This is a genomic window from Neobacillus sp. YX16, from assembly GCF_030123505.1.
Taxonomy (GTDB): Bacteria; Bacillota; Bacilli; order Bacillales; family Cytobacillaceae; genus Neobacillus.
This window is the reverse complement of sequence record NZ_CP126115.1, coordinates 5,951,319-5,973,560: the sequence shown is the minus strand read 5'-3', so window position 1 is coordinate 5,973,560 and position 22,242 is coordinate 5,951,319. Positions and strand designations below refer to the sequence as shown.

General features: G+C 37.9%; 21 protein-coding genes and 2 riboswitches. Of the genes, 12 read left to right on the top strand and 9 right to left on the bottom strand.

The annotated features are described in order from the left end of the window. Positions 1 to 63 precede the first annotated feature (63 nt). Both QNH48_RS29125 and QNH48_RS29120 read right to left on the bottom strand, forming a co-directional pair. Positions 64 to 1,695 carry an SWIM zinc finger family protein gene (locus QNH48_RS29125; RefSeq protein WP_283953113.1) on the bottom strand — a complete coding sequence of 544 codons (1,632 nt, stop codon included), beginning with the start codon at positions 1,693 to 1,695 and terminating at the stop codon, positions 64 to 66. Positions 1,696 to 2,066: 371 nt separating this feature from the next. Beyond that, a complete protein-coding gene (locus tag QNH48_RS29120; RefSeq protein ID WP_165979129.1) occupies positions 2,067 to 2,216 on the bottom strand; it encodes a hypothetical protein in 150 nt (49 codons plus the stop codon). A gap of 204 nt (positions 2,217 to 2,420) precedes the next feature. Here QNH48_RS29120 and QNH48_RS29115 point away from each other — a divergent pair, with 204 nt between their 5' ends. Next, positions 2,421 to 2,960 carry a DUF5683 domain-containing protein gene (locus QNH48_RS29115; protein WP_283953112.1) on the top strand — a complete coding sequence of 180 codons (540 nt, stop codon included), beginning with the start codon at positions 2,421 to 2,423 and terminating at the stop codon, positions 2,958 to 2,960. 298 nt (positions 2,961 to 3,258) lie between these two features. On the opposite strand, the gene QNH48_RS29110 is transcribed toward QNH48_RS29115, so the two are convergent. Beyond that, positions 3,259 to 3,396, bottom strand: coding sequence for a hypothetical protein (locus QNH48_RS29110; protein WP_165979128.1), 138 nt, complete (start codon positions 3,394 to 3,396; stop codon positions 3,259 to 3,261). Positions 3,397 to 3,623: 227 nt separating this feature from the next. On the opposite strand from QNH48_RS29110, the gene QNH48_RS29105 reads away from it, so the two are divergent. Both QNH48_RS29105 and QNH48_RS29100 read left to right on the top strand, forming a co-directional pair. Then, positions 3,624 to 4,193: a TetR/AcrR family transcriptional regulator gene (locus QNH48_RS29105; RefSeq protein WP_349655143.1), complete on the top strand. Its 570-nt coding sequence runs from the start codon at positions 3,624 to 3,626 to the stop codon at positions 4,191 to 4,193. A gap of 154 nt (positions 4,194 to 4,347) precedes the next feature. Next, positions 4,348 to 6,507, top strand: coding sequence for a YhgE/Pip domain-containing protein (locus QNH48_RS29100; protein WP_283953111.1), 2,160 nt, complete (start codon positions 4,348 to 4,350; stop codon positions 6,505 to 6,507). A gap of 792 nt (positions 6,508 to 7,299) precedes the next feature. Here QNH48_RS29100 and QNH48_RS29095 read toward each other — a convergent pair. Further along, entirely contained in the window at positions 7,300 to 7,926 is a 627-nt protein-coding gene (locus QNH48_RS29095) for a LysE family translocator (RefSeq protein ID WP_283953110.1), read from the bottom strand. 135 nt (positions 7,927 to 8,061) lie between these two features. Between QNH48_RS29095 and QNH48_RS29090 the strand changes: the two genes are divergently transcribed. From QNH48_RS29090 to QNH48_RS29075, 4 genes are all read left to right on the top strand, one after another. Continuing rightward, entirely contained in the window at positions 8,062 to 8,544 is a 483-nt protein-coding gene (locus QNH48_RS29090; protein ID WP_283953109.1) for an RNA polymerase sigma factor, read from the top strand. Between the two features lie 2 nt (positions 8,545 to 8,546). Then, positions 8,547 to 9,992 (top strand): zf-HC2 domain-containing protein, encoded by a 1,446-nt coding sequence (locus tag QNH48_RS29085; RefSeq protein WP_283953108.1) that lies wholly within the window; start codon positions 8,547 to 8,549, stop codon positions 9,990 to 9,992. 216 nt (positions 9,993 to 10,208) lie between these two features. Further along, positions 10,209 to 10,652, top strand: a complete 444-nt coding sequence (locus QNH48_RS29080; protein ID WP_283953107.1) for a VOC family protein — start codon at positions 10,209 to 10,211, stop codon at positions 10,650 to 10,652. Between the two features lie 238 nt (positions 10,653 to 10,890). Next, a riboswitch (purine riboswitch) is annotated at positions 10,891 to 10,990 on the top strand. Positions 10,991 to 11,107: 117 nt separating this feature from the next. Beyond that, positions 11,108 to 12,385, top strand: a complete 1,278-nt coding sequence (locus QNH48_RS29075; RefSeq protein WP_283955911.1) for an amidohydrolase family protein — start codon at positions 11,108 to 11,110, stop codon at positions 12,383 to 12,385. A 425-nt stretch (positions 12,386 to 12,810) separates the two neighbouring features. Here the strand turns inward: QNH48_RS29075 and QNH48_RS29070 are convergent, their stop codons facing one another. Both QNH48_RS29070 and QNH48_RS29065 read right to left on the bottom strand, forming a co-directional pair. After that, on the bottom strand, positions 12,811 to 13,080 hold the full coding sequence (locus QNH48_RS29070; RefSeq protein ID WP_283953106.1) for a zinc ribbon domain-containing protein: 270 nt from the start codon (positions 13,078 to 13,080) through the stop codon (positions 12,811 to 12,813). A gap of 223 nt (positions 13,081 to 13,303) precedes the next feature. Beyond that, positions 13,304 to 13,672 carry a Na-translocating system protein MpsC family protein gene (locus QNH48_RS29065; protein ID WP_283953105.1) on the bottom strand — a complete coding sequence of 123 codons (369 nt, stop codon included), beginning with the start codon at positions 13,670 to 13,672 and terminating at the stop codon, positions 13,304 to 13,306. Between the two features lie 225 nt (positions 13,673 to 13,897). After that, a riboswitch (cyclic di-AMP (ydaO/yuaA leader) is annotated at positions 13,898 to 14,040 on the top strand. A 487-nt stretch (positions 14,041 to 14,527) separates the two neighbouring features. Between QNH48_RS29065 and QNH48_RS29060 the strand changes: the two genes are divergently transcribed. Beyond that, positions 14,528 to 14,896: a Gp49 family protein gene (locus tag QNH48_RS29060; RefSeq protein WP_283953104.1), complete on the top strand. Its 369-nt coding sequence runs from the start codon at positions 14,528 to 14,530 to the stop codon at positions 14,894 to 14,896. Between the two features lie 141 nt (positions 14,897 to 15,037). Here QNH48_RS29060 and QNH48_RS29055 read toward each other — a convergent pair whose 3' ends face one another. Continuing rightward, entirely contained in the window at positions 15,038 to 15,166 is a 129-nt protein-coding gene (locus tag QNH48_RS29055) for a bacitracin ABC transporter ATP-binding protein (RefSeq protein WP_283953103.1), read from the bottom strand. Positions 15,167 to 15,478: 312 nt separating this feature from the next. On the opposite strand from QNH48_RS29055, the gene QNH48_RS29050 reads away from it, so the two are divergent. Beyond that, complete coding sequence (locus QNH48_RS29050; RefSeq protein WP_283953102.1) at positions 15,479 to 17,305, top strand: APC family permease; 1,827 nt, start codon at positions 15,479 to 15,481, stop codon at positions 17,303 to 17,305. A gap of 57 nt (positions 17,306 to 17,362) precedes the next feature. Here QNH48_RS29050 and QNH48_RS29045 read toward each other — a convergent pair whose 3' ends face one another. Continuing rightward, complete coding sequence (locus QNH48_RS29045) at positions 17,363 to 18,355, bottom strand: potassium channel family protein (RefSeq protein WP_283953101.1); 993 nt, start codon at positions 18,353 to 18,355, stop codon at positions 17,363 to 17,365. Between the two features lie 205 nt (positions 18,356 to 18,560). Between QNH48_RS29045 and QNH48_RS29040 the strand changes: the two genes are divergently transcribed. Together QNH48_RS29040 and QNH48_RS29035 are read left to right on the top strand one after the other, a co-directional pair. Continuing rightward, the gene (locus QNH48_RS29040; protein WP_283953100.1) at positions 18,561 to 19,064 is read left to right on the top strand and encodes a hypothetical protein; all 504 of its coding nucleotides are present in this window, start codon (positions 18,561 to 18,563) and stop codon (positions 19,062 to 19,064) included. Between the two features lie 237 nt (positions 19,065 to 19,301). Then, positions 19,302 to 19,892 (top strand): DUF421 domain-containing protein, encoded by a 591-nt coding sequence (locus tag QNH48_RS29035; RefSeq protein ID WP_283953099.1) that lies wholly within the window; start codon positions 19,302 to 19,304, stop codon positions 19,890 to 19,892. Positions 19,893 to 20,714: 822 nt separating this feature from the next. On the opposite strand, the gene QNH48_RS29025 is transcribed toward QNH48_RS29035, so the two are convergent. Beyond that, positions 20,715 to 21,215, bottom strand: a complete 501-nt coding sequence (locus tag QNH48_RS29025; protein WP_283953098.1) for a hypothetical protein — start codon at positions 21,213 to 21,215, stop codon at positions 20,715 to 20,717. A 640-nt stretch (positions 21,216 to 21,855) separates the two neighbouring features. Here QNH48_RS29025 and QNH48_RS29020 point away from each other — a divergent pair. Next, positions 21,856 to 22,230, top strand: a complete 375-nt coding sequence (locus tag QNH48_RS29020) for a YciI family protein (RefSeq protein ID WP_283953097.1) — start codon at positions 21,856 to 21,858, stop codon at positions 22,228 to 22,230. Positions 22,231 to 22,242 lie beyond the last annotated feature (12 nt).

Genomic DNA, 22,242 nt, shown 5'->3' with positions numbered 1-22,242 from the left:
ACGAGCGGTGACAGGCACCGACCCACACACCGATCCACACACCGATCCACACACCGACCCGCCCTATTCTTCTATAAGTTTGCTCCGTTTGCATTCTTCGTGGAAGGCGCGGAGTCTTTTGGTTTTTTCCATTAGGCTGTCGAGGAAGTATTGCCAGTCGTCGACTCTTTTGGTTTTTTTGTATAGGGTGCGCAGTTTTTTTAGGTGTCGGACGGCTGCTTTGTAGCTGGAACGGTTTTTTTGATTGATCTCGTTCAGCGCGGATTGGTGCAGCATTCCCAACAGTACTTCCGGTTTTTCCTTCTCAATCACCTTAACACGCTCCTTTGGCAGATCATAGAAATTCCAACCCATGAATGCCTGTAGGTCGCCCCATTTGTCATATTGCTTTCGTTCAAATAGCATATATTCATATTCTGTGTAGCTGTATGGCAACGTCGCCAGCATCATCTTTTCGTACAATTCTACCTTCCCGTTTTCTGAAATGTACGGGGTGATCGCCTTAAGGGAAGACCGGGTAAAAGACGCACACGAATGATAAGCTCGCAAAAAGTCTAAATAACCTTTTAGTTTGGATGAAAACAGCTCGATGATAGGACCAACCCGTTTCCATGCTTTTGTCTGTGACAACAGGTCAATCCAATGAAGCAAATAGGGTGTAATCACCTTATCGTCCATTTTATGAATCAAATCTAATGCCAGTTCATCCTTTTGCTGCAAAAAGCTAATGTGAATCCCAGCAATCATTAACGGATTCGGGTTCTCCCATTCATTCAAGGATTTCATCCGTTCATTAATATTTAAGATTTCCTGCTCACGCCATTCTTTCTTTTTAAAAAGGTTCGTCCAAAGAAGACGATAGAGATAGATTCGTTCCTGCTCCAGCCCCGATGACGCTGTCAAAAGCTCAAACACATCATCCTTTAATTGTAAAATAAACTCGTCGAAGTCAAACGGAAGTGATTGAACACCAATCTTTAAGACGAGCTCGTCGGCATCCTCGATTAAATTATGGAACACAGAGAGGTATGCGCGTCTAACGACATCCTCTGCAAACCCCGAATTCTCAGTCAGAACCGCGAGTTTTTTAAACGATACAACAATCCCGACCATTTCATACAGCAGGCGCCACTCTTGCTCAACCGGAGCACTCGCCTTAATCCGCCGTTCGTAAATGTTGAACAGTTCAGCAATAATAAAGGGACTCGAATACTTTTTCGAGTTCAAAATCGTATCGAAGCTCACTTCAAACGATTCAACCCAGCGCCGATAATCAGGCTTCATCACACCGTTCGCCTTAATTAAATCCTTTGCCTTTTGAAGCCCCCAGCTCGCAACGTCATTTTTCTCCTTCATCGGTTCCCGCCACTCGGCAACCCAATCAGCGACGCTTCCGACCCTGCTATATGCCGCAAAAAACACGGCCAGCTGATGGCGGCAGATGCCCTCATGAGGGCACGTACAGCTGCTAAACGACAAACGAGCAAAATTCAGTTTCACATAGCAGGGTGTCACATCCTGCACCATTGCCGTAATTTGAGCATTCCATATTTGTAATTGCTTGACCATCCCTTGCCGGTAAAGCATTAAGCCCTTTTGTATAAGCTTCACATCATCGGCAGCATGCGGATGGAACAATTCCTTAATCTCCTCAGCGAGAAGTTCAATCCGTTCGTTAGCAGTCGTTGCTCCCAAAGCCACGACCCCCTTTTTTAGAAAAATCCATATTCCTATATTATACCCAAAAAATGACCGTTCGAGGAGAGAAAAAGGGATTTCTATTCAAGACAGGCTTTTTTTGTAAAAAAGATCTCGGTAAATGGTGGTCCCTGCTCTATTGGTAATATCAATTGTCCAGATGAACAAACTGTTTATGTACCGTTACGTGCCATTTTAAAGTTTTATATGCCGAACCCAAGATTTACGTGCCAAATCCCATTTTTACGTGCCGAATTCCTAGTTTATATGCCAAATCTCCAATTTACGTGGGATTCCAGTTTTACGTGCCGAACCCAAAAATCGATCCACCACACAAAAAAGTCCAGGCATGTATACAATGCCTGGGCTTAGCTATTTTCCATTTCAGTTGTTATGGTTACGGTTGGGGTTTGTCCCAATTGATGTGAGACATATTCAAACAGCTGAGTAAGATAGTTTGTAAGCTCGAAGCCTTCTTCATTAGCAAATTGAGATAATAGCAATTTAGATTCTTTCATTCTACGTTCCCCCTTGAAATTACTTTCTACCATCATTCTTACCAATCTATCATTCTCTTATACATACAAAAAAATCTGGTTCCAATTACCCGCGTCACTTATTATACCGGCATAACTAAAATCCCAATTTCTGTGAATCTTTATCAAAAACCCCCAAACTCAAAAGGAAAGGGAGTACTATATGAGAAAGAGAGGTTGGGCACTATGAGAACTAGACGTGAGTATAAATCCCCTTATGCAGCAGCGGTATGGTCAATGGTTTTACCGGGTTTTGGACAACTTTATAATAAGGATTACATCATTGGCTTTGTGTTGATTGGCTTTGAATTCCTTATTAATTTATACTCAAACTTAAATTTAGCTCTTGTATACTCATTTACTGGCGATTTCGCCCGGGCTCACAGTGTCATTGATTACAGCTGGGGCATGTTCTACCCATCGTTATATGCTTTTTCAATCTGGCAGGCGTTTAACGCAGCCAAAGCCCACAATGACAAGGACCTTGTTGGAATGCAAAAGAGAACCTACCTTACTGGTTTTTTCATTGGATTGGTGGTTGGCATGGATTGCGGGTTATTTTGGCATGAATTTGAAATTTTGGAGCAATATCAAACCCTCAGTATTTTGGATATGCCTGTTTTCAGCGGATTACTATTTGGACTTTTACTAGGAATGCTCGGAAATTTTCTTGAAAAAACAATTTACCGTCAAAAAAGGCAGCCAAAACTCCAAAAGGTAAAGTAATTAATCTTCACTGGATTCATCATTGGGAGGATCTAGTTCTCCGCAGCAATTACGTTCTACATCTCGTAATCTTTGATCCAATCTTGCCTACGTTGTAGTTGGTTTATTTCACGTTCTTGCCGTTCATTTTGGCGCTCAAGTTGCTGTAGTTGAAAGATGATAACATCATCGTCGCTTGCTCGTAATCCCATCCGTTTCACATCGTTGTCCACTTACAAGGTATGTCCACATCAGAGAATGTGTCACGGCAGCCCACGCAAAAACCAGCCCCAGCAGCGCTAGGACTGGAAAATCTTGATTATAAATTTTCTACTGAATCTATCTCTTCGGTAACCCCAGGTTCCTGTGTTTTGTCATCAGAAGCGAACCTCTCCAAGCCACCTGTAGCACAGAACAAAACCAGCGCAATAAACAACGCAATTAAAACTTTTTTCATCGAAATGATCCCCCAGTTATTTCCTGTATCTCTACTCAATTAGACGTAAGTAAATGGTAAAAGGTTCCATAAAACCATTTGACAAAATCTGCAGGATAAAAAATTCTAGCTGAGGAAAACTTCAATATGTTGCGTTTCTAAAATCATTATGATATATTACTTTTCGTACAAATGACCAAATTAGTATTTTAGTCATTTTTAAAAAAGTGAGGTGAGTGGATGTGGCAGTGATTGATCGTAAGAAGTTGATTTTGGAGGCGGCGGCTAAGTCTTTTTCCTTGTATGGCTATAAGGCAACAACGATGGATCAGGTTGCAAAGTTAGCCAATGTGGGGAAGGGAACCATCTATACCTTTTTCAAAACGAAGGAAGAGTTATTTGAAGAAATTATCAATTCACTTATCGCTGAAATTCGATTTGAAGTCGAAAGCGCGCTGGATGAGTCAGCATCGATACTTGAAAATGTCAACAGGGTGTTAGGCCGGGTTCATGTGTTTAGGGAATCACACCAATTGACGATAAAATTGATCCAAGAAGAGCGTGATATGGGCACGCAAACGGTTATCGAAGCCATGCAAAGGGTAGAGCAGTCCATCATTCAGTACATGAAGGGCATCATTCAAAAAGCAATCGATAAGGGTGAAATCAAATCCTGCGACCCTGAGGTCACGTCTTTTGTAATGCTGAAGATGTACTTTTCCTTGGTGAATGACTGGCAAAGGAACCATCCACCATTGAAAAAGGAAGAAATAGCAAGGCTCTTTGAACTTTACTTATTAAAAGGCTTGTTAACATAGATAAGTCTTTTATTTTTAACAAAAAATGACCATATGAATAAAATGGTCACAAATTAACGAAGAAAAGCTGACTGTTTGAACAAATAGTCACTATTTTTAAAAGTAAAAATGACTAATTGAACAAAATAGTCAATTAGGTAGGAGGAAAACAAACATGAAGGGATCTTCATTTAAAGCAGAATTAAAATCTATCCTTTCCAATCGGAAGGTGCTCATTCCCATCATCGCGATTCTCTTTATTCCCGTTCTTTATGCTGGAATGTTCCTATGGGCGTTTTGGGATCCTTATAAATATTTAGGCGACCTGCCTGTGGCGATTGTGAATCAGGATGAGGGTGCGGAACTCGAAGGGCAAAGGCTTGAGATTGGGGATGACCTAGTCAAGAATCTGAAGAAAAGTAACACATTTGATTTTGACATAGTGGATAAGAAGCAGGGATATCAAGGCTTGGAGGACCAAAAGTATTATATCCTAGTAGAAATTCCGAGTAATTTTTCAAAAAATGCTACAACCTTGCTTGAGGATCAGCCTCAAAAGCTGGAAATTAAATATGTTCCGAATGAGGGGGCAAACTTCCTATCGGCGCAAATTGGTGAAACTGCAATGAAGGAAATCAAAGCGGAGATTTCGAAAGAGATTGTCGCAACCTACTCTGAAAGCATTTTTGAAAAAGTAACGCAAATGGGGGAAGGGTTAGACAAAGCGAGTGAGGGAGCCGGCCAACTCAACGAGGGATCGGTAAAACTCAATGAAGGTGCTGGACAAATCAAGGAAAACCTTGAGCTCTTAGCAAGTAAATCGATTGAATTTGAAGAAGGTATGAATAGTGCGGCGACGGGTTCCAATGAAGTAGCCAATGGGATAGCAGCTATCGAAAAAGGGTTACAGGAAGTAGACGAAAAGCTGCCGCTGCTGGTGACAGGCACCGAAAAAGCACAAGCGGGAGCACAGCAAATGAAAGAAGAGTTACCCGCTGGAATCGCGGCGGGAATCAACTCACAGTTAACAGGAAGTACGGAAAAATTGAATGCTGGCATCAATCAATTTGAAACGCAGCTTGGGGCAGGATTATCCTCACAGATTGCTGATCAAATGATTGCACAGCAGACAGTTAAAATAAAAGAACTTGCAGCAGCCTTAATCGAAAATGGTGTTCCAGCGGAAAAAGTAACAGCCATTATGGAACAACAAGCTGCACCAACCAAGGAAGAGGTTCAACAACAGGTTTCACAAGCGATCACGCCTGGATTGCACCAGGGGTTCACGCAATTTAAATCACAGGTAAATGGACAATTGCTTGGGGCAACAGCAGGTTTAGAATCGCAATTGAAAAAACAAACGGACCCCGTGTTCGACCAATTAATTGGCGGAATCAGCGAAATCAACGCCAACCAAGTGAAATTACAGCAAGGAATCCACCAGCTTTATACAGGTTCAGCCGCACTAAATGCAGGTGCCAATCAACTGACATCTGGTATGGGGGAATTAACGGCGGGTGCCGGCAAAATAACCGAGGGTACTGGTAAGCTTGCGGAGGGTTCTACGGAATTACAAGAAGGTACAGAAAAATTGCAGGATGGCAGCTCAGAATTAAACGAGAAGCTAGCGGCCGGGGCTGAAACGGCAAATAGCGTAAAAGCAGATGATGATACGTATGATATGATGGGCGAGCCAGTGAAGGTGGATAAAAATGAGATTAACACCGTGCCAAACTACGGTACCGGCTTTGCTCCTTACTTCGTCTCACTCGGACTTTTCGTAGGTGCACTGATCATCTCGATTGTGTTCGGTCTGAGAGAACCAGCCGTCAAACCAGCTTCAGCTACACAATGGTTTATCGGTAAATTAGGAGTTATCACGATTATTGGCGTGCTTCAAGCATTATTAGTTGATTTTGTGTTACTCGTAGGATTGGGAATTGAGGTACAAAGCTTGCCGTTGTTTATCGTGACGACGATTCTGACAAGTATGGTATTTGTTACATTAATACAAATGCTCGTCACTTCCATGGCGGATGTGGGTCGATTCATTGCGATTCTCATCCTGATCATGCAATTAACGACAAGCGCGGGAACCTTCCCACTTGCGTTGATTCCAGAGGCGCTGCAGCCATTTAACGCATTCTTCCCAATGACGTACAGTGTCCAAGCGTTTAAAGCTGTCATATCAAGCGGTGATTTTGCTTACATGTGGCAAAATAATTTGATCCTGCTAGCTTACAGTGCTGGCTTCATGGTTGTGACATTTACCTACATGGCATTTGCGTTCAAAAGGAAACAGGGCAGTGAAGCAATGCTAGAACAAGCAGCATAATAGTGAAGGAACACTGGGTTCGTCGAGGCGAACCTGGTGTTTTTTTGTCCGTGATTTGTTAGGTAGATAAACAAAGGTTATATGCAGGTAAGAGGGAGCATTATGCAGGTAAGAAGATAAAATCCGCAGGTGAAGGAATCATTTTGGCAGGTAAGAAGCCTTTGGATAAAAAAGGTAATTGAAAAATAGTAACTTGTTCTATAATGAAAGAAAAATACGAGCGTAATACCAGTTTTTAGGGAGTTTAGATACCTAAACCATGCGGAAGCCTTTCATATTAAGCATCAAGTTTAGGTTGGGATTTAGTTAGGCAGATAAACAAAGGAAATATGCAGGTAAGACGGAAAATATGCAGGTTAGAGGCTAAAATCCGCAGGTGAAGGAATCATTTTGGCAGGTAAGAAGTTTTTGGATAAAAAAGGAAATTAATAAATCATAACTTGTTCTATAATAAACGAAAAACACCGAGCGTAATACCAGTTTTTAGGGAGTTTGGATACCTAAACCATGCAGCAGCCTGACATGTTAAGCATCAAAGTTTAGGTTTGGATTTTGTTAGGCAGATAAACAAAGGATATATGCAGGTAAGACGGAAAATATGCAGATTAGAGGCTAAAATCCGCAGGTGAGGAAATCATTTTGGCAGGTAAGAAATAATTGGATAAAAAAGGTAATTTAAAACCCGTATCTTGATATTGAAAGTTTATAGGGGAAATAGATTGATGATTTGTAAGTGTTAATATATAGAAAAGCAGTGGAATGTATTCCACTGCTTTTTGAGGTACCAATCTATTAATGTGCCTTTTCAAGTGCCAGTTTGATTCCAAAACTAATCAGAATGGTTCCAGTTATTCCTTCCATCAACACTTGAGTCTTAGGCTTATTCATAAAAATACGAATCTGGTTAAGCAGGTAGATATAGAACAAAAACCAGAGTGCAGTTAACAGCGTATACGTGATTCCCATGATGAGAAACGGAATAAAAGAATCGCTGCCTGAATCTACGAACTGAGGCAGGAAGGTTAGGAAAAATACAGCTACTTTTGGATTTAAGAGGTTGGTAAGGAACCCCTGCTTAAAACAAGATTTGTTATCATACTTGCTCTCGGCAGTCATTTCGGTGGCTGCTGTTTTATTGTGTCTTAATGCCCATAATGTTTTGATGCCTAAAAAAACTAAGTAGGCCGCACCGAAGTATTTGAAGATGGAAAATAGAAAAGCTGACTTCACAATAATCGCTGAAAGTCCGACCACCGCAGCCAAAGTATGGATGAGTAAGGCGCAGCAGGTACCAAACATCGTTCTAAACCCACCGGTTCTTCCCACTGTCAGCGTGTTTTTTGTCGCGATGGCCGTATCAGGACCAGGTAAAAGAATCAGTAAAATACACATAATCACAAACAAATAGAAGTTCTCCAAGTTTACCATCACCTTCCGAGTGAAAATTGTTAAACTAAATTTATCATAAATATATTGAATTATGTTTCACTTTTTAAAAAAGTTTGTAACCTTTTTTCATTTCGTTTGTCATTAGTAGGGGGAGGAGAGAGAGACATGACAGATCCGCTTGAAGAAATGTATCAGGCATACAAAGATCCGGTTTTCCGTTATCTTCGCAACATGTGCCACAACCGCACGATTGCCGAAGAATTAACGCATGATACGTTTATTAAGGCCTTCAAGGGATTTGGTCGGTTTCGCGCTGATTCTTCCCTTAAAACGTGGCTTTTTAAAATTGCGCGCAATACCTACTTGAACGAGGTAAATAAATTTTCACAAAAGAACGAGCTTCCTTATGCGGAGCCGGAGCTACAGTCCGGCGGAACAATCCGGAACATCGAAACAGAAATGATGATAAGACAAACTTTTCAAAAGCTGACGGAACAAGAAAAGACGCTTTTGGTTTTACGGGAACAAGGTTTTTCGCTTAGTGAGATAGGAGATATCTTAGGTCAGTCGGAAGGCAGCATTAAGGTTGGAATTCATCGTGCGAAGAAGAAATTCAAGAAATATTATCTCGAAGGAGAGGGGGAATGAAAATGAAGCTGAATTGCAGACTAGTCGAAGATTTATATCCTTTGTATGAAGAAAATGAATTAAGGCCAGAAAATCGGAGGGCAGTGGAAGAGCATTTACAGCACTGCAGGGAGTGTAGGGGATTGTATCAAAATGGAACTGGATTTTCAGAGTTATCCTTTTCCTCTAAAGAGACACTAACGAAGGAAGTCGATGACAGGATCCGGATCCGCTTCAAACTGAGAAGAATGAAAATGATAGCGGCCCTTCTTGCAGCAGTCATTATTGTAACTGGAATCAATCAGTATGTTGCGAACCGTGAAAAAGTTGCTACTCTTTTGGATGGTGTTTATCTATACGCGGAGTCACTGAATGAACTAGTCCAAAATGCATATGAATTAGATAATAACGACCAGCTTCTATCCTATGCAGCGGAGGATGTTATGGATTTAGACCAGAAACTGAATTGGTTTGAACGTAAAAATGCCCCTCTACTTGTTAATAGCCAGGAGCTGGATGAAATGGCTGCAACCCTTAGAGAGCGAAAAAACCAGGGTCTTGAGGATGTAACGGACCTTATGGCGATAGAACTTTTACAAAATTATGCCAGCACTCTTTTTAAGCATGTCGGGAAGGAATATAATGAATTCCATCATGGCTATAGTTCTTATTTTGAGTTTTTAGATACAGAAGGAATCGGTAATCCAATTGGCAAGATAGATGAACTCACCTTTTTTTATAACAGGTACCACAAGCTTCCTTCCGAGATGAAGCTGTTAAAAGAGGAAGATCTCAAAGAGATTATTAGAACGGCCTTCAATGCAAAGAATGGAAAGGTCAAATTTGAAAAAGTGAATGATCAATATGGAATGTATAGGTTTGACCTTCAACAAGGAAAAACCAAAATCGATGGTGAAATTGACGGCTATTCCGGAATTATTGTATTTGCAATAAATTATGGACATCAATTAAATGATCAAAAGCCTCTAGAACAGAGGGAGGTCATGAAAAAAGCAGAACAAATGCTTAAGTGGATTTACGGGAAAACCGCGACCTTTGAAATAAAGGTTGAACAAAACATGGAAGAGATAGAAGGACAGCCTAATCTGTATCGTTTTAGGTTCACTCCCCTTGCAGGAGAATACAAGCTGCACTTCCCACTGGGTGAGCCGTTTGTCATTGAACTTGATGCAGGATCCGGTGAATTTTTCATGTTATCGGCCCAGCCAGCACTTCAATCCAGAGAGTTATTCTCGAAAAGTTATCAGGAAAAGCTAAGTCAGGCTTCACTCGAAACCAAGGCAGAGCAAATTTCAGGTGAAAAAGTGAAAGCCATTGGAACTGGCATCATTTACTCAACCGTTTCGGCCGACTATGTCCTTGTCTATGTTTTTGAAGGGAAAGAAAACCGGATTTATATCAATGCCGAAACGGGCAAAGTGGAAAGACCCTATTTTTCTATTCATTAAGCTTTTGTCATTTGATTTCGATACGTGAACTTTAAGCCATTTTGGTCATTTACTCGCGATTTGGGTGCGATTGCTGAACAAGAGCAATCGCTTTTTGTGCTAACGTGGCAGGTTTGTTGAAGAAGGATATTTTCTATTTTAAGCGAATTATAATTTCAAACAAACCTTACACGAATACAGGTATTGAAAATAACAGGAACATAGGAGGTATGAGATATGAAGATCAATAGAATAGATCATGTGAGTATAAACGTAAATGATCTTTCAGAGGCTAAAGCATTTTTTCTTGATTTAGGACTTGAAGTGCAAGCGGAGTGGGAATTGGACGGAGAACAGTTAGACAGAATAGTTGGGCTTAAAGATGTTAAAACAGCATGTGTAGGATTGGGGATGCCGGATGGTCAGGCATGGATAGAGCTAGTCAAATTTTATACGCCGTTAGATGAAAAAGATATTCAGCAACCTTTTGCAAATACGCTGGGTATCCGACATATTTGCTTTGCTGTTGAAGATATTGAAGCTATTGTTGCAAAATTGAAAAAGAAAGGCACGGAAATCTTTAGTGAGATACAGCAATATGAAGAAAGTTATAAGTTATGTTACGTTCGTGGTCCAGAGGGAATTATTTTAGAGTTGGCGGAGAAAATAGATAAATATTGAATGGGACTTTAAATGATTTAGATCTCCAACTTTAAAGATTTCTTCTTAAACTATCGGGTGCGCTAGTTCAATAGGAGTTATTTGATAACCATTTCTATATTTAGAAGTTAATCTCATATACTAGTTTGAGTCACAGAAGTTTATTTTTCAAGGTAGATTAACAAAGTGGTTCAGCCTAATAAGGATGCCAAATTATAGAAAATGTTGAACTTTGCTTATTTATCACTTATCATTTGGTTATATAAAAGCATAAATCGATTGTATAACCTCATTGATATGGTATGAGGGTCTCTACCAGGAACCGTAAAATCCTGATTACGAAAAAAAATGTATTTTTTACATTTTTCTTCGTAATCAGGATTTTTTTTTGAAAAATCAACTTATTTTAATGTTCAAAAACGATTTAGGAGGAAATTAAATTGAAAACAATTTATGTTAATGCTACTTTTTTTACTATGGATAAGGAGAATCGAATCTTTAAAAACGGTATGATGGTTGTACAAGATGAACTTATTTCCTATATAGGCGAACGTTCTGAAGAGCTACTGACGGATGTAGACCAAGTAGTGGATCTTGCAGGTAAATGGGTTATGCCTGGTCTCGTGAATACCCATTCTCATATTTTAATGACTCTTTTACGTGGTATTGGAGATGATATGCTGCTAAAGCCTTGGCTTGAAACTAAAATATGGCCAATTGAAAAGCAATTTACAACGGAGATTGCCTCAGTGAGTGCACAACTTGGCATTTTGGAGATGGTAAAGTCGGGAACCACTACATTCTCAGATATGTTTAATCCTACCGGTATTGAACCGAGCGCTGTAATGGAAACAATTAGTGAAACAGGAATTCGTGGAGCCTTTTCTTATTCGATTTTTAGCTTCGGCACAGAAAAAGAGCAGAAAATGAATCTTATGAGGGCAGAGCAGTTTTCTAAAAACTATAAAATGGTTGCTAATGGGCGTCTAACAACGATGGTTGCACCTCATAGCCCTTATGCTTGTACCCCGGAAACACTTATAGAAACCGCTCGAATTGCAAAGGAAAATGAGTTAATGATACACATCCATGTATCAGAAACTGATTTCGAAATCTTAGACATCGAAACTCGTTATGGAAATCGACCTGTCGAGCATCTTCGCAAATTAGGTATCTTTGATCAACTAACAGTAATGGCTCATGGTGTAATACTTAACGATGAAGAGAGAGCAATTTTAAAGCAACATGATGTACGAGTTGCTCACAATCCAATTAGTAATTTGAAGCTAGGTTCAGGTATTGCGGATGTTGTTAGTCTTTTACAAGCTGGGGTTAAAGTAGGTATTGCAACAGATAGCACAGCTTCGAATAACAATCTGGATATGTTTGAAGAAGTTAGAACTGCTGCATTACTACAAAAAGGGATTTATAAAGATGCTACTAAATTCTCTGCACAAACTGCGTTAACCTTGGCTACTCGGGGTGGGGCTGAAGTCATTGGTATGGAACATACGGGCTCTCTTGAAGCAAATAAGAAGGCAGATTATATAACCATTTATCCTTATGATAAGGAGCATCTACAACCAATTAGTACAGCATATTCACATTTACTTTATGCGGCACGCGGAAGCGATGTATGCGATGTCTATATTGATGGGAAGGCAATTGTAAAGGACGGCAGATGTTTAACGATCGATGAAGAAAAAGTGATCGCAGAAGCAAATCGCCTCCAGAATACACTAACTAGTAACTAAATATTTGAGTTTGGTGATTACTTCCCGACACTGGAAATGGAGGAAAGATTAAAATGACAAAATAAGCATCCTTAGGGTGCTTTTTTTGGGCTAACAAAACAAACATAATTGAACCTGGGTCTGTAAGACTTCAACTTTATTCGAATGGACCGTTGAATAGCTTGCGAAGAAATGTACTTAAACTTAGGGGATTGATTCCCACGGGTGCGACGTTCTACCCCGACTACCGTAATAATAAGACCATAAACAAAAAGGCCAACCAGAAAAAACTGGCTAACCTTATATTACGAATGGGTGCTTTAGTATAAGAACTGGACTGTCAATAGACGGTCTTTTTTTATGCTATTAAGTGTTAAAGGAGTGGGTTGAAGCCTTGGGGAACAACCTAGGGATTATGTACATTCAACATGATTTGGAGGTTTGTTTTAGCGCCAGCGCTCTAATTTTTTTAAGAATTTTTTTGTATACATTTTATTGAGAAAAAATTTTTCAACCCGATTCATATCTGACTCCTGAAACCTTTTTAAACTGAATGCATAAAATTCATCGAATGTTACATCAGGCTGTATCCATTCACCATTTTCGTAACAATAGTGACAGTATTTTTCTGACGGTGTCCCATCCTTTTTAGTTCCAAAGTCACTTGACACTTTCATGGGCATGCCACAGCTTTGACACAGGTTTGTTTTTGCCATTTTTATTCCTCCGATTTTGTTAAGTTCTGAATTTGCATCATTCACATTTACTAGTTTAAACTGATTCGCCGATGCACATCCAACATATTCATTTCATCTAGGAACGCGAGTAAATTGCCCTTATTGGGGATTCCATTTATACGTAATTCATCAATATTATAAAGAAGAACCATATCAGTTGAAGAAGGAAATCACCCACAATGCGAAAAATAAGATAGTAATATTACTCTATTAATAATTTTTCTAAGTCCTTATCAACAATAAATACCTCAATTCTCTCTCCCAACTTTGTGCTAATATCACTGTGACTGGAAAGAACTTTGCAATGAGTAAGGTTTTCTACTATGTTTTCATACTCATTGCTGTACATTTCGCGGAGGACTTGTCTCATTTTTTTTACCAGTCTTCTTCCAGTATCATCGTTTACAAGATGCTTTTCTTCTGTAGTCAATACTCCTTTGAAGCGAGTTATAACCATATCTTGAACAATGTATGTTTTCGCCTCTTGTGGACCCCGACCAAGTAATTCCCTTTGAAATTTTATAAAGGCTGAGCTAATCTCAGCTTCTAGTTTCTTTTTTGAAATAGGCATCTTTTAAACCCCCGGATGATTTAAACAACTTTATTATGAACATAATACTACTTTCAGAATTAAAGTCATGTCAATAAGAAAAATGAAAATAAAAAAATGAGATATGGTGAGAAAAATAAAGGAATTCTAATGTTTTTTCAAAAAAATCGTGTAAAGTAGAAATATTCAGTCAAATATAGCGATTTACAAGCAGTGTTTCTGAGGCATACAATTATAGTATTCAAATTAATAAACCGGCTTAATCCTGATTGAACTCAGGAACGGAGGAACCAATTTTTTGGGGTTAATTCTGTGTAACCAGAAGGGATGAGATACTCTTTCGCCATCCTACCCGTCAGCTAACTTCGTCGGCTAAAGCGAGGGAGGTCTAAAAGACCGCCTAATTCAGGGGGCTTTTTTGTTTATTAGCAAAAGGGCAGCTTGAGAAGTAAGTAGGTCTTTTTATTATGCCTATTTTAGGAAAAAGGAATATGGAAGACAGAACGCAAAGAGAGCAGTAATGCTAACTAGGCGTTAAGTAGACCAATGTTACTTTTTCTCCAATATGTTGATCAATTCAATCAACAATATCCTAAGTGAGATATCTTTATTTGATATTTTATTTTGGTAATTGTTTGCAATTGATTCAATTGGGGAACGAGTATTCATTGGTCTATTTTTTTACCCTTCTTTATAGTATCCGTAGAATTTGTTATTTAGGAGGTGAGGGCAGTTTCATTGAAAGATAGGGGTGGAAGAAGGAATTAAATTTTCAAGAAATCATTATTTGTAGGTGCATTGATTTATATTTCTGTATAAGAAATTTACTTGATTATATATACAGTTAAAGAAATTAATTTAAAGGGAGAGAGGAAAATGTTTATCGAAAGTATATGTCCAAAATGTGGAGAAATTAACAACGTAGAACATAGTGGAGAAAAAATTCTTTTAGTTACATGTAAGAATAAACATTTTTACGACCATGTGGTAACCCCTTATTCAAGAACAGCTGAGCTTAAAAATGATAAACGAATTAAGTTAGAAGAAATGATAGTTGAGAAAAAATTTCACCGTATGAGCGATAAAACAACCATTTGTCTCCTTATCTTTGAAAATGGTTATGAAGTAGAAGGGCGGTCAACAGTGCGAGATAAGTCTGACTTCCGTTTAGTGATTGGGAAAGATAAAGCATATGAACAAGCATTAAAGAATGCTATGGTAGCGTTAGGAGCATATTTAAAATAATTGTCCATCGATAAAAGTAAAGGTTGGAGCTGCCTTTGTTGCAGCTTTTTTTATTTTTCTCAAGTTAAGTCCAGGGGGAAAAACTGCACACACCATGAGGTTGACGATCAAAATTGGGGATGGCTTTTAAAGGAATTCATCTTATTTTTGATCATTATTTATGGGTTCCTCATTTTGTTCTTTTATGGGACCTCCATATTGCTGGTTAATTTCATTAGCTAACTCATCTAAAAATTCATCAGTTAATAATGGTCTATTTTCTTTGAACATGTTAATCCTCCTTTGAAATAGGTTCTTATATTTTTTATGGGTATTTTTTCTATCTGTTATATAATCTTTCCGTTTTATTGGGTTTTAATGCTTTTTTTTAAAGGTAGGGCTACTCAATGGCCCGAATCCGACAGCTAACCTCGGAAGCGTTACATGAGAAGAAAGGTGGAGCTTGTGATACACGAAAAATGACGTGTCTACAGGTCTATTAACTATGTCTTGTAGGCCTTTTTTACTGCAGTTTGAGAAAAAATTTTTTTATGGGGCAATATAGTGACATAACTTATTACATAATTGGGCGGTGAGTAATGAATGTTTTCATCAATAAAAAGGTTTTTAATTGGAAGACCTCTGAAATCACATGAATTAGGGGAACAAAAAATAAACAAAACAAAAGCATTAGCAATTCTATCCTCCGATGCACTGTCATCGGTGGCATATGGTCCTGAACAAATACTAATCGTGTTGGCAACAATAGGAGCAGCAGCATTTTGGTACTCCATTCCTATAGCAGTGGGTGTGTTAATTCTTTTAACAGCTCTCATACTGTCCTATCGGCAAATCATATTTGCTTATCCTCATGGAGGAGGAGCATATGTTGTTTCGAAAAATAATTTAGGAGTAAATCCAGGCTTAATTGCTGGTGGTTCTCTTTTAGTAGACTATATTCTTACGGTTGCTGTAAGTGTGTCTGCTGGGACTGATGCTTTAACTTCTGCCTTTCCCACCTTACATAATTATAATGTGGAAATTGCCATTGTATTTGTAATTTTTATTACACTTTTGAATTTAAGAGGAGTAACGGAGTCCGCTTCAATATTAGCCTACCCCGTGTACTTATTCGTTCTAGCCTTGTTCATTTTAATTGGTGTGGGTATATACAACATTTTAACAGGCGGTGTTACTCCTGAATTACACACCCCTTTAGGTACACCTGTGGCGGGGATCAGTTTATTTATTTTATTAAGGGCGTTTGCTTCAGGAAGTTCAGCATTAACAGGTGTTGAAGCCATATCTAATGCCATACCAAACTTTAAAGATCCAGCACCAAACAATGCTGCTAAAACGCTAATAATGATGGGGATTTTGCTTGCTATCTTGTTTTCAGGAATCATAACTTTAGCCTATTATTATGGAACTGCTCCAAGAGCTGAGGTAACGGTTGTTTCACAAATTGCAGAGGATGTCTTTGGACGGAATTATATGTATTTCTTTATTCAAGGAACTACAGCCTTAATATTAATCCTTGCTGCCAACACTGGATATTCTGCATTCCCATTGCTAGCGGTTAATCTTGCTAAAGATAAGTTTATTCCAAGGATGTTTCTGATGAGAGGTGACCGATTAGGATATTCAAACGGTATCCTCATACTTGGTCTAGCTTCGATTATATTAATCCTTGCTTTTCATGCAGAAACCGAGCATCTTATCCCACTTTACGCAGTCGGAGTGTTTGTTCCATTTACATTGTCTCAAACAGGAATGATGGTTAAATGGATTCGAGAAAAGCCTCAAGGCTGGGTGCCGAAATTTATTATTAATACAACGGGTGCATTAATTAGTTTCATTGTCACATTAATGTTCTTCTTAACTAAATTCAATCAAGTCTGGTCAATTTTAGTTTTTCTACCGATTATTATTTTTATTTTCCACCGAATTAAAAAACATTATGATGCAGTAGGGGATCAATTGAGGATTACTACATGTGAGCCCGCTTTACAGATTGAGGGGAATGTACTCATTGTTCCAGTGGCTGGCATTACTCATGTGGTAGAAAACTCAATAAACTATGCCAAATCACTTAAGCCAGATCAAATTATTGCCGTTTATGTGGCTTTTGAAAGAGATGACGAGCATAAGTTTGAAGAAAAGTGGAAAAAGTGGCAACCTGACGTAAGACTGGTAACGCTGCACTCTCATTACAGAAGTATCATAACTCCATTAACTAAGTTTGTTGATACAGTTGAACATAAAGCGAGCGAATCTAACTATCAAGTAACAGTGGTCATCCCACAATTTATCACTAAGAAAGGCTGGCACAATATTCTCCATAATCAATCAAGCTTATTGATTAAGTCTTTCTTGCTATATCGGAGAAACGTGATTGTTACCACTGTACCTTTCCATTTAAAAAAATAAAAACAGAAGCCCACTTTATTAACATCCTTTTGATGAATAAAGTAGGCTTTTTTTGAACTATTCTGTAATTACAACAGCAAGGTCATCCTTTTGAATAACAAATTCTTGCGGAGGGTTAACATGAGTTTTCTCTCCTCTTTTTATTCCAACCAACATTTTATTTCTTTTGAAAAAAAGATTACATGCCTCATAAAATGGTTTTCCCACTATCCCTTCAACAGGTTCACAGGTTAAGAGGTTGTGGTTATCAGAATTACGGATTAAATTCATTATAGATTCCATTGTTGAATGAGATTCTAGACTGTTAAGTATAAGAGAGCTTGTAAGGATATTGGATTGGATAATCTCATCAGCTCCTGCTCTCCTTGCATTATCCACTTGTTCAGAAGTAAGAATTTCTGCGATGCACCGAATTGTTGGGTGTGTTCCTTTAATCGCTAACAAGGTAATGATCGTATTCATGTCTGCATACAACTCGTTCCTATTTTGGTCAGCAGTTATCACTACACATTGTGCTTCATGAATGTTTGCCTTTAATAAAATTTCGTCTAGGTTGGCACGTCCCTTAATAAAGTGCACGTTTTTGAGTTCAGTTGGCATAGTTTCCAATGTTTCATCAATAAGAACCACTTTCTTTGATGGATGCTTTTTAGACATAGAAGAAATCAATTCTCTAGATCGTTCATTCCATCCGATTATTATCATGTGTTGATTCCCCTTAAAAAAGAGTTTCCCTTCAATGTAGGCTGCTTGCATTGTTACTGCTATAGTAGCCAAGCTGACAAAATAAGAGGAGACAATAGCAATCCCTACTATCATAAGTATAATTCCTGTTATTCTTCCTGCAAATGTTTCTGGAGCGTAGTCCCCATATCCAATAGTAGCAGCTGTAACAACTGCCCACCAAATTCCTTCAAAAACAGTTGGGAAATTCTTTGGTTCTATTAAATGAATGATGTATCCAAAGATTATCATAATGAATGAAGCTAACAAAAAAATTCTTACAACAACGGGTAGTTGTAAAAACTTAGCCAACCAATGCTGGAACATCTTTTCCCACCTCATTAAATTCATTCACACTCCATTATTTCCAAATTTCACTTTATGCATAATAGAAATGTTGAGATTTTGGATTAAGATTTTGACAAGCTCATTAAAGGTTTAGTAATTCTAATCTAATTTGTTGATATGGTAATGAAATGATTTATATTTGGCAAAATATATGGTGTGAATTAGCAACTGGGGGGTAACTAGTGTGGTGAATTTCGAATGGGGGAATATTTATTTGGTGTATTTATTACTGTTCCTAATTGTAACCATTTCATTTTGCATGAAACTCCAGGAATTACGAAAAGAGAGGGTCAAGAAATTTAATGACTTTTTGCAAGCCTTTCACCAGTTGAATGACTCATTAAAAACTGCCACACAGACTCTCTATGATATTCTGTCGGTAGTAGAAACCGAAGTCCATATAGGAGGTATTTCGGAGCGTGTGAATTTATTGGAAAAGCACGTAAAAACTCTAAATTATTGTATTAACCATTTGAACATTATAAATGGAAATAGTGTTGAACCTGAAATAAGAAAGACTTGTCTGGATTCAATATTCGTATTAGAACATGCAGTAAAGAAAACCACGATTCAATTATTTAACATGAATTTTATAGCTTATGACTTCCGTGATTTTTTCCTTAAGATTACAGAATACAGGATGAAATTAATCAATTTAGAGAAGGAATTTAACAAAATATACTCTTAAGCAACTATCTTTAGTCATTCCGTAGGTAGTTTGTGAATAATTGTACTTAAAGTAATGGGGTGCTTGAGTTAAAGATTAGGGCTGTCATAATGGAAGCTTTTTCTTTTTTATGAGGGAAAAAGACATTGTTATATAAAAATCTTTCCCATTTAGCCAGCAATCCGTTTCTAAATAAAATACTCAGCTCATGTATATTATATATGTCTTTTTAGAAACTAACGGAAAAAGGGTGGTAATATGCAACTAAATTGGATTTGGAATGCGGTTCTAATTGTTTTAGTGGGAACGCTCTTATTAAGATTTGCTGGTAGAAATTCAATTTCTCAAATGACGGTCTCCCAACTTGTTATTATGATTACGCTTGGACCTATACTTAGTCGTCCCATAGAGAACAAAGGACTTTTGACCACATTTGGTGTTGTGTTTGTTCTTATTATTACTGTGTATGGTATCCAGTATCTTAAAATGAAGTTTGATAAGATAGAAACATTTTTTAGCGGGAAACCCGTATTTGTCATAGAAAATGGAAAAATAAATGAAGAAAACATGAAAAAAATGAGACTTACTACTGACGATCTTGATATTCGATTACGCCAAGCTGGAAGTTACGCCATCAGTGATTTAGAGTGGGCAACAATTGAGGTTAGTGGAAAACTTGGTTATAAGTTGAACGCTAATAAACAACCAGCCACCAGGGAGGACATTCAGAAATTAATCCAATTAGTTGAATCCAAGTACACCGATTCCATTTCTTTTCATAAAGATTTGCATGTTGTGGGAAACAATATAGTTACTGAGGTTGCTTCTAAAAAAGATATCAATCCTTAAACTTCCTGTAACACTGATTAAGTGAACAAGAAATCCCTTCAGAGCGAAAGTCTGAAGGGTATTTTTTATTGGGGGATGTTCTTTCACATTTTTCTGTGTTTCATGGATGGGGAATCGGTGCGTTTCTCTATATGTGGAGATGTATCTTTCAGGCTCGAGATTCTTTAATATCACGCTTAGTTTTTCAGACATTTGTTAGGATCAATTCTGATGGAATCCTAGTTTCCTTCAGAATCCTTTTTATATTGAGAAATAACTTAGAAATCGGTTTTTATTGATTTCGCTAAATAAACAGTTTCATAACTTCAGTAATAAGGACAATTAAAAGATTCGGTTACTAAACTAAATGAAATTCGACTTCATTTTGGACAGATCAAAAGGATCTAGTCAAATAAAGACATGGAATGATAATCATTCCATGTCTTTGAGCTAGAGTTTAAAATCTCCTAAAGCCACATCTTCGTCTATTTCCAAACATTAAATCATCCCAGTTCCGACAACATCGACGGTTGTGGCTAGTGCGACGACGGTTCTGGCTAGAGAAGCGCCGACGACTGGTGCACCGACGAACTTGTTCAACTTACGGGTGAGTTTAGTTCAACAAGGTATTATCGATATCTGATAACGGAATTTAACATTTAGAAGGCTGCCTTCAAAAAGACAGCCACTAAAGTTTTAAGGTTTTCTGTTAAATTTTTTGCATTTTGTGAAGCGTGTGCTTCGTTCCCCACTCATGCATTGCATCTAAAATCGGTTCCAAGGTCCTTCCGTATTTCCGATGATTTCTTTTCTTTCGCTTTTGGGTTCTTTTATTGCAATCGTTTAATCATTATCTTTTGAGCTTTTCCGTTCTGCTTTCTGCAATCGTTTAAGCATTTTCTTTTGATCTTTCTGCTCTTTTTGCAGCCCCGAATTTTCTTCATCAGATTTCTGCTCTGTTTTGCTGTTTTCAAGACTTATAGCAAATGAGGTAATTACTTTTTCTTTGGTGACAATTACTTCTTTTAGATCTTTTAGCTGCATTTCTTGCCCAGCTGCTAGACTGCTTAACGCCCCAATCAATGATTGATATTTTTCATTGGTTTCTCTCATTTCGGCTATTTGTCTTTGAAATTCTGGCATTTCTTTATCGCTGTTTTCAAGGCTTACAGTAAATGAAGCTAGATATTCTTTTTTTGTTGCCAATTCGCCTTTTAAATATGTTTCTTGTTTTAACATGTTAGCCACTAACATATTAATACGAGTCGTAAGGGCTTCAAGTTCTGAAAAGTCTTGATTATTATCACCTCCGGCTTCGTTTAATTCATAAATTTCATCTGCCATTCCGTACACTCCCTTTTGGTTAAATATTAAGTCTAAAATAATAATCATATTATTAAGAGAATCTTTCACATCTTGTAATACAATATGATGGTAAGAGAAATATTGAACGGACAAGTATCTAAAATCAATAATTAGTTATACAAATTATTTGAATCAAAGAAAAAAATCTAAAAGACATCAACAATAATATCCAAGCCAACTAAAAATGATGAGTATTTCTGTAACAATATGTCTTTTAAGTTATAGCTGCAACTATTTTTCTTCTTCAGGTCCCAACGAATTATATGTGACTTTGTGAAAGAGTGAACTTAAACTAACGGGTAGCCTTAACACAGTAACAGATAAAATTAATAAGCCTAAAATATGCAAGTTTTTATGCACGACTTGCATATTTTAGCTTTTTTTACATTCAAAAAACATACTCCAATATACACAGCATTTTTTATTTCCAAATACATCTATCTATGGATACATATAAACAAAGATAAAAGGTGCACCATTCGAAGGTTTTGTTGCCGATACTGTATATAATTGCTTCTTTAGTTGAAGAAAGGGATTTTATAAAGACTAGTCGAATTTACTTAATGGTAAAAAATACCGTTAGAATCAAAAACTGCTTTCATAAAAAGGAGACGTTAATATGAAATACTTGTGTTTGGGTTACTTCAACCCAGAGAAAATGGATGCCAGCCCCAAGGCGGAGATCGAAACTGTCCTGAGCGAATGTCAGCCCCACCTAAAGGAACTTTACAAGAGCGGTCAAGTAATTATGGATGTTGGTGTTGACTTGGAAGTAAAATGCTTGAAGCGGATGAACGGGAAAGTTGAGGTTACTGAAGGTCCTTTTGCCAAAACTAATGAGATGATAGGCAGTGTATTCATCATAGAGGCACTTGATATTAACGAAGCAATTAGGGTGGCCTCCTTACATCCGACCACTCAATTGGATGCAGGTGAGCAGTTTGACTGGAGGATTGAAATCCGCCCTATCCACTACTTCGAGAAGAGAGAATAAATGGTCAAGTTT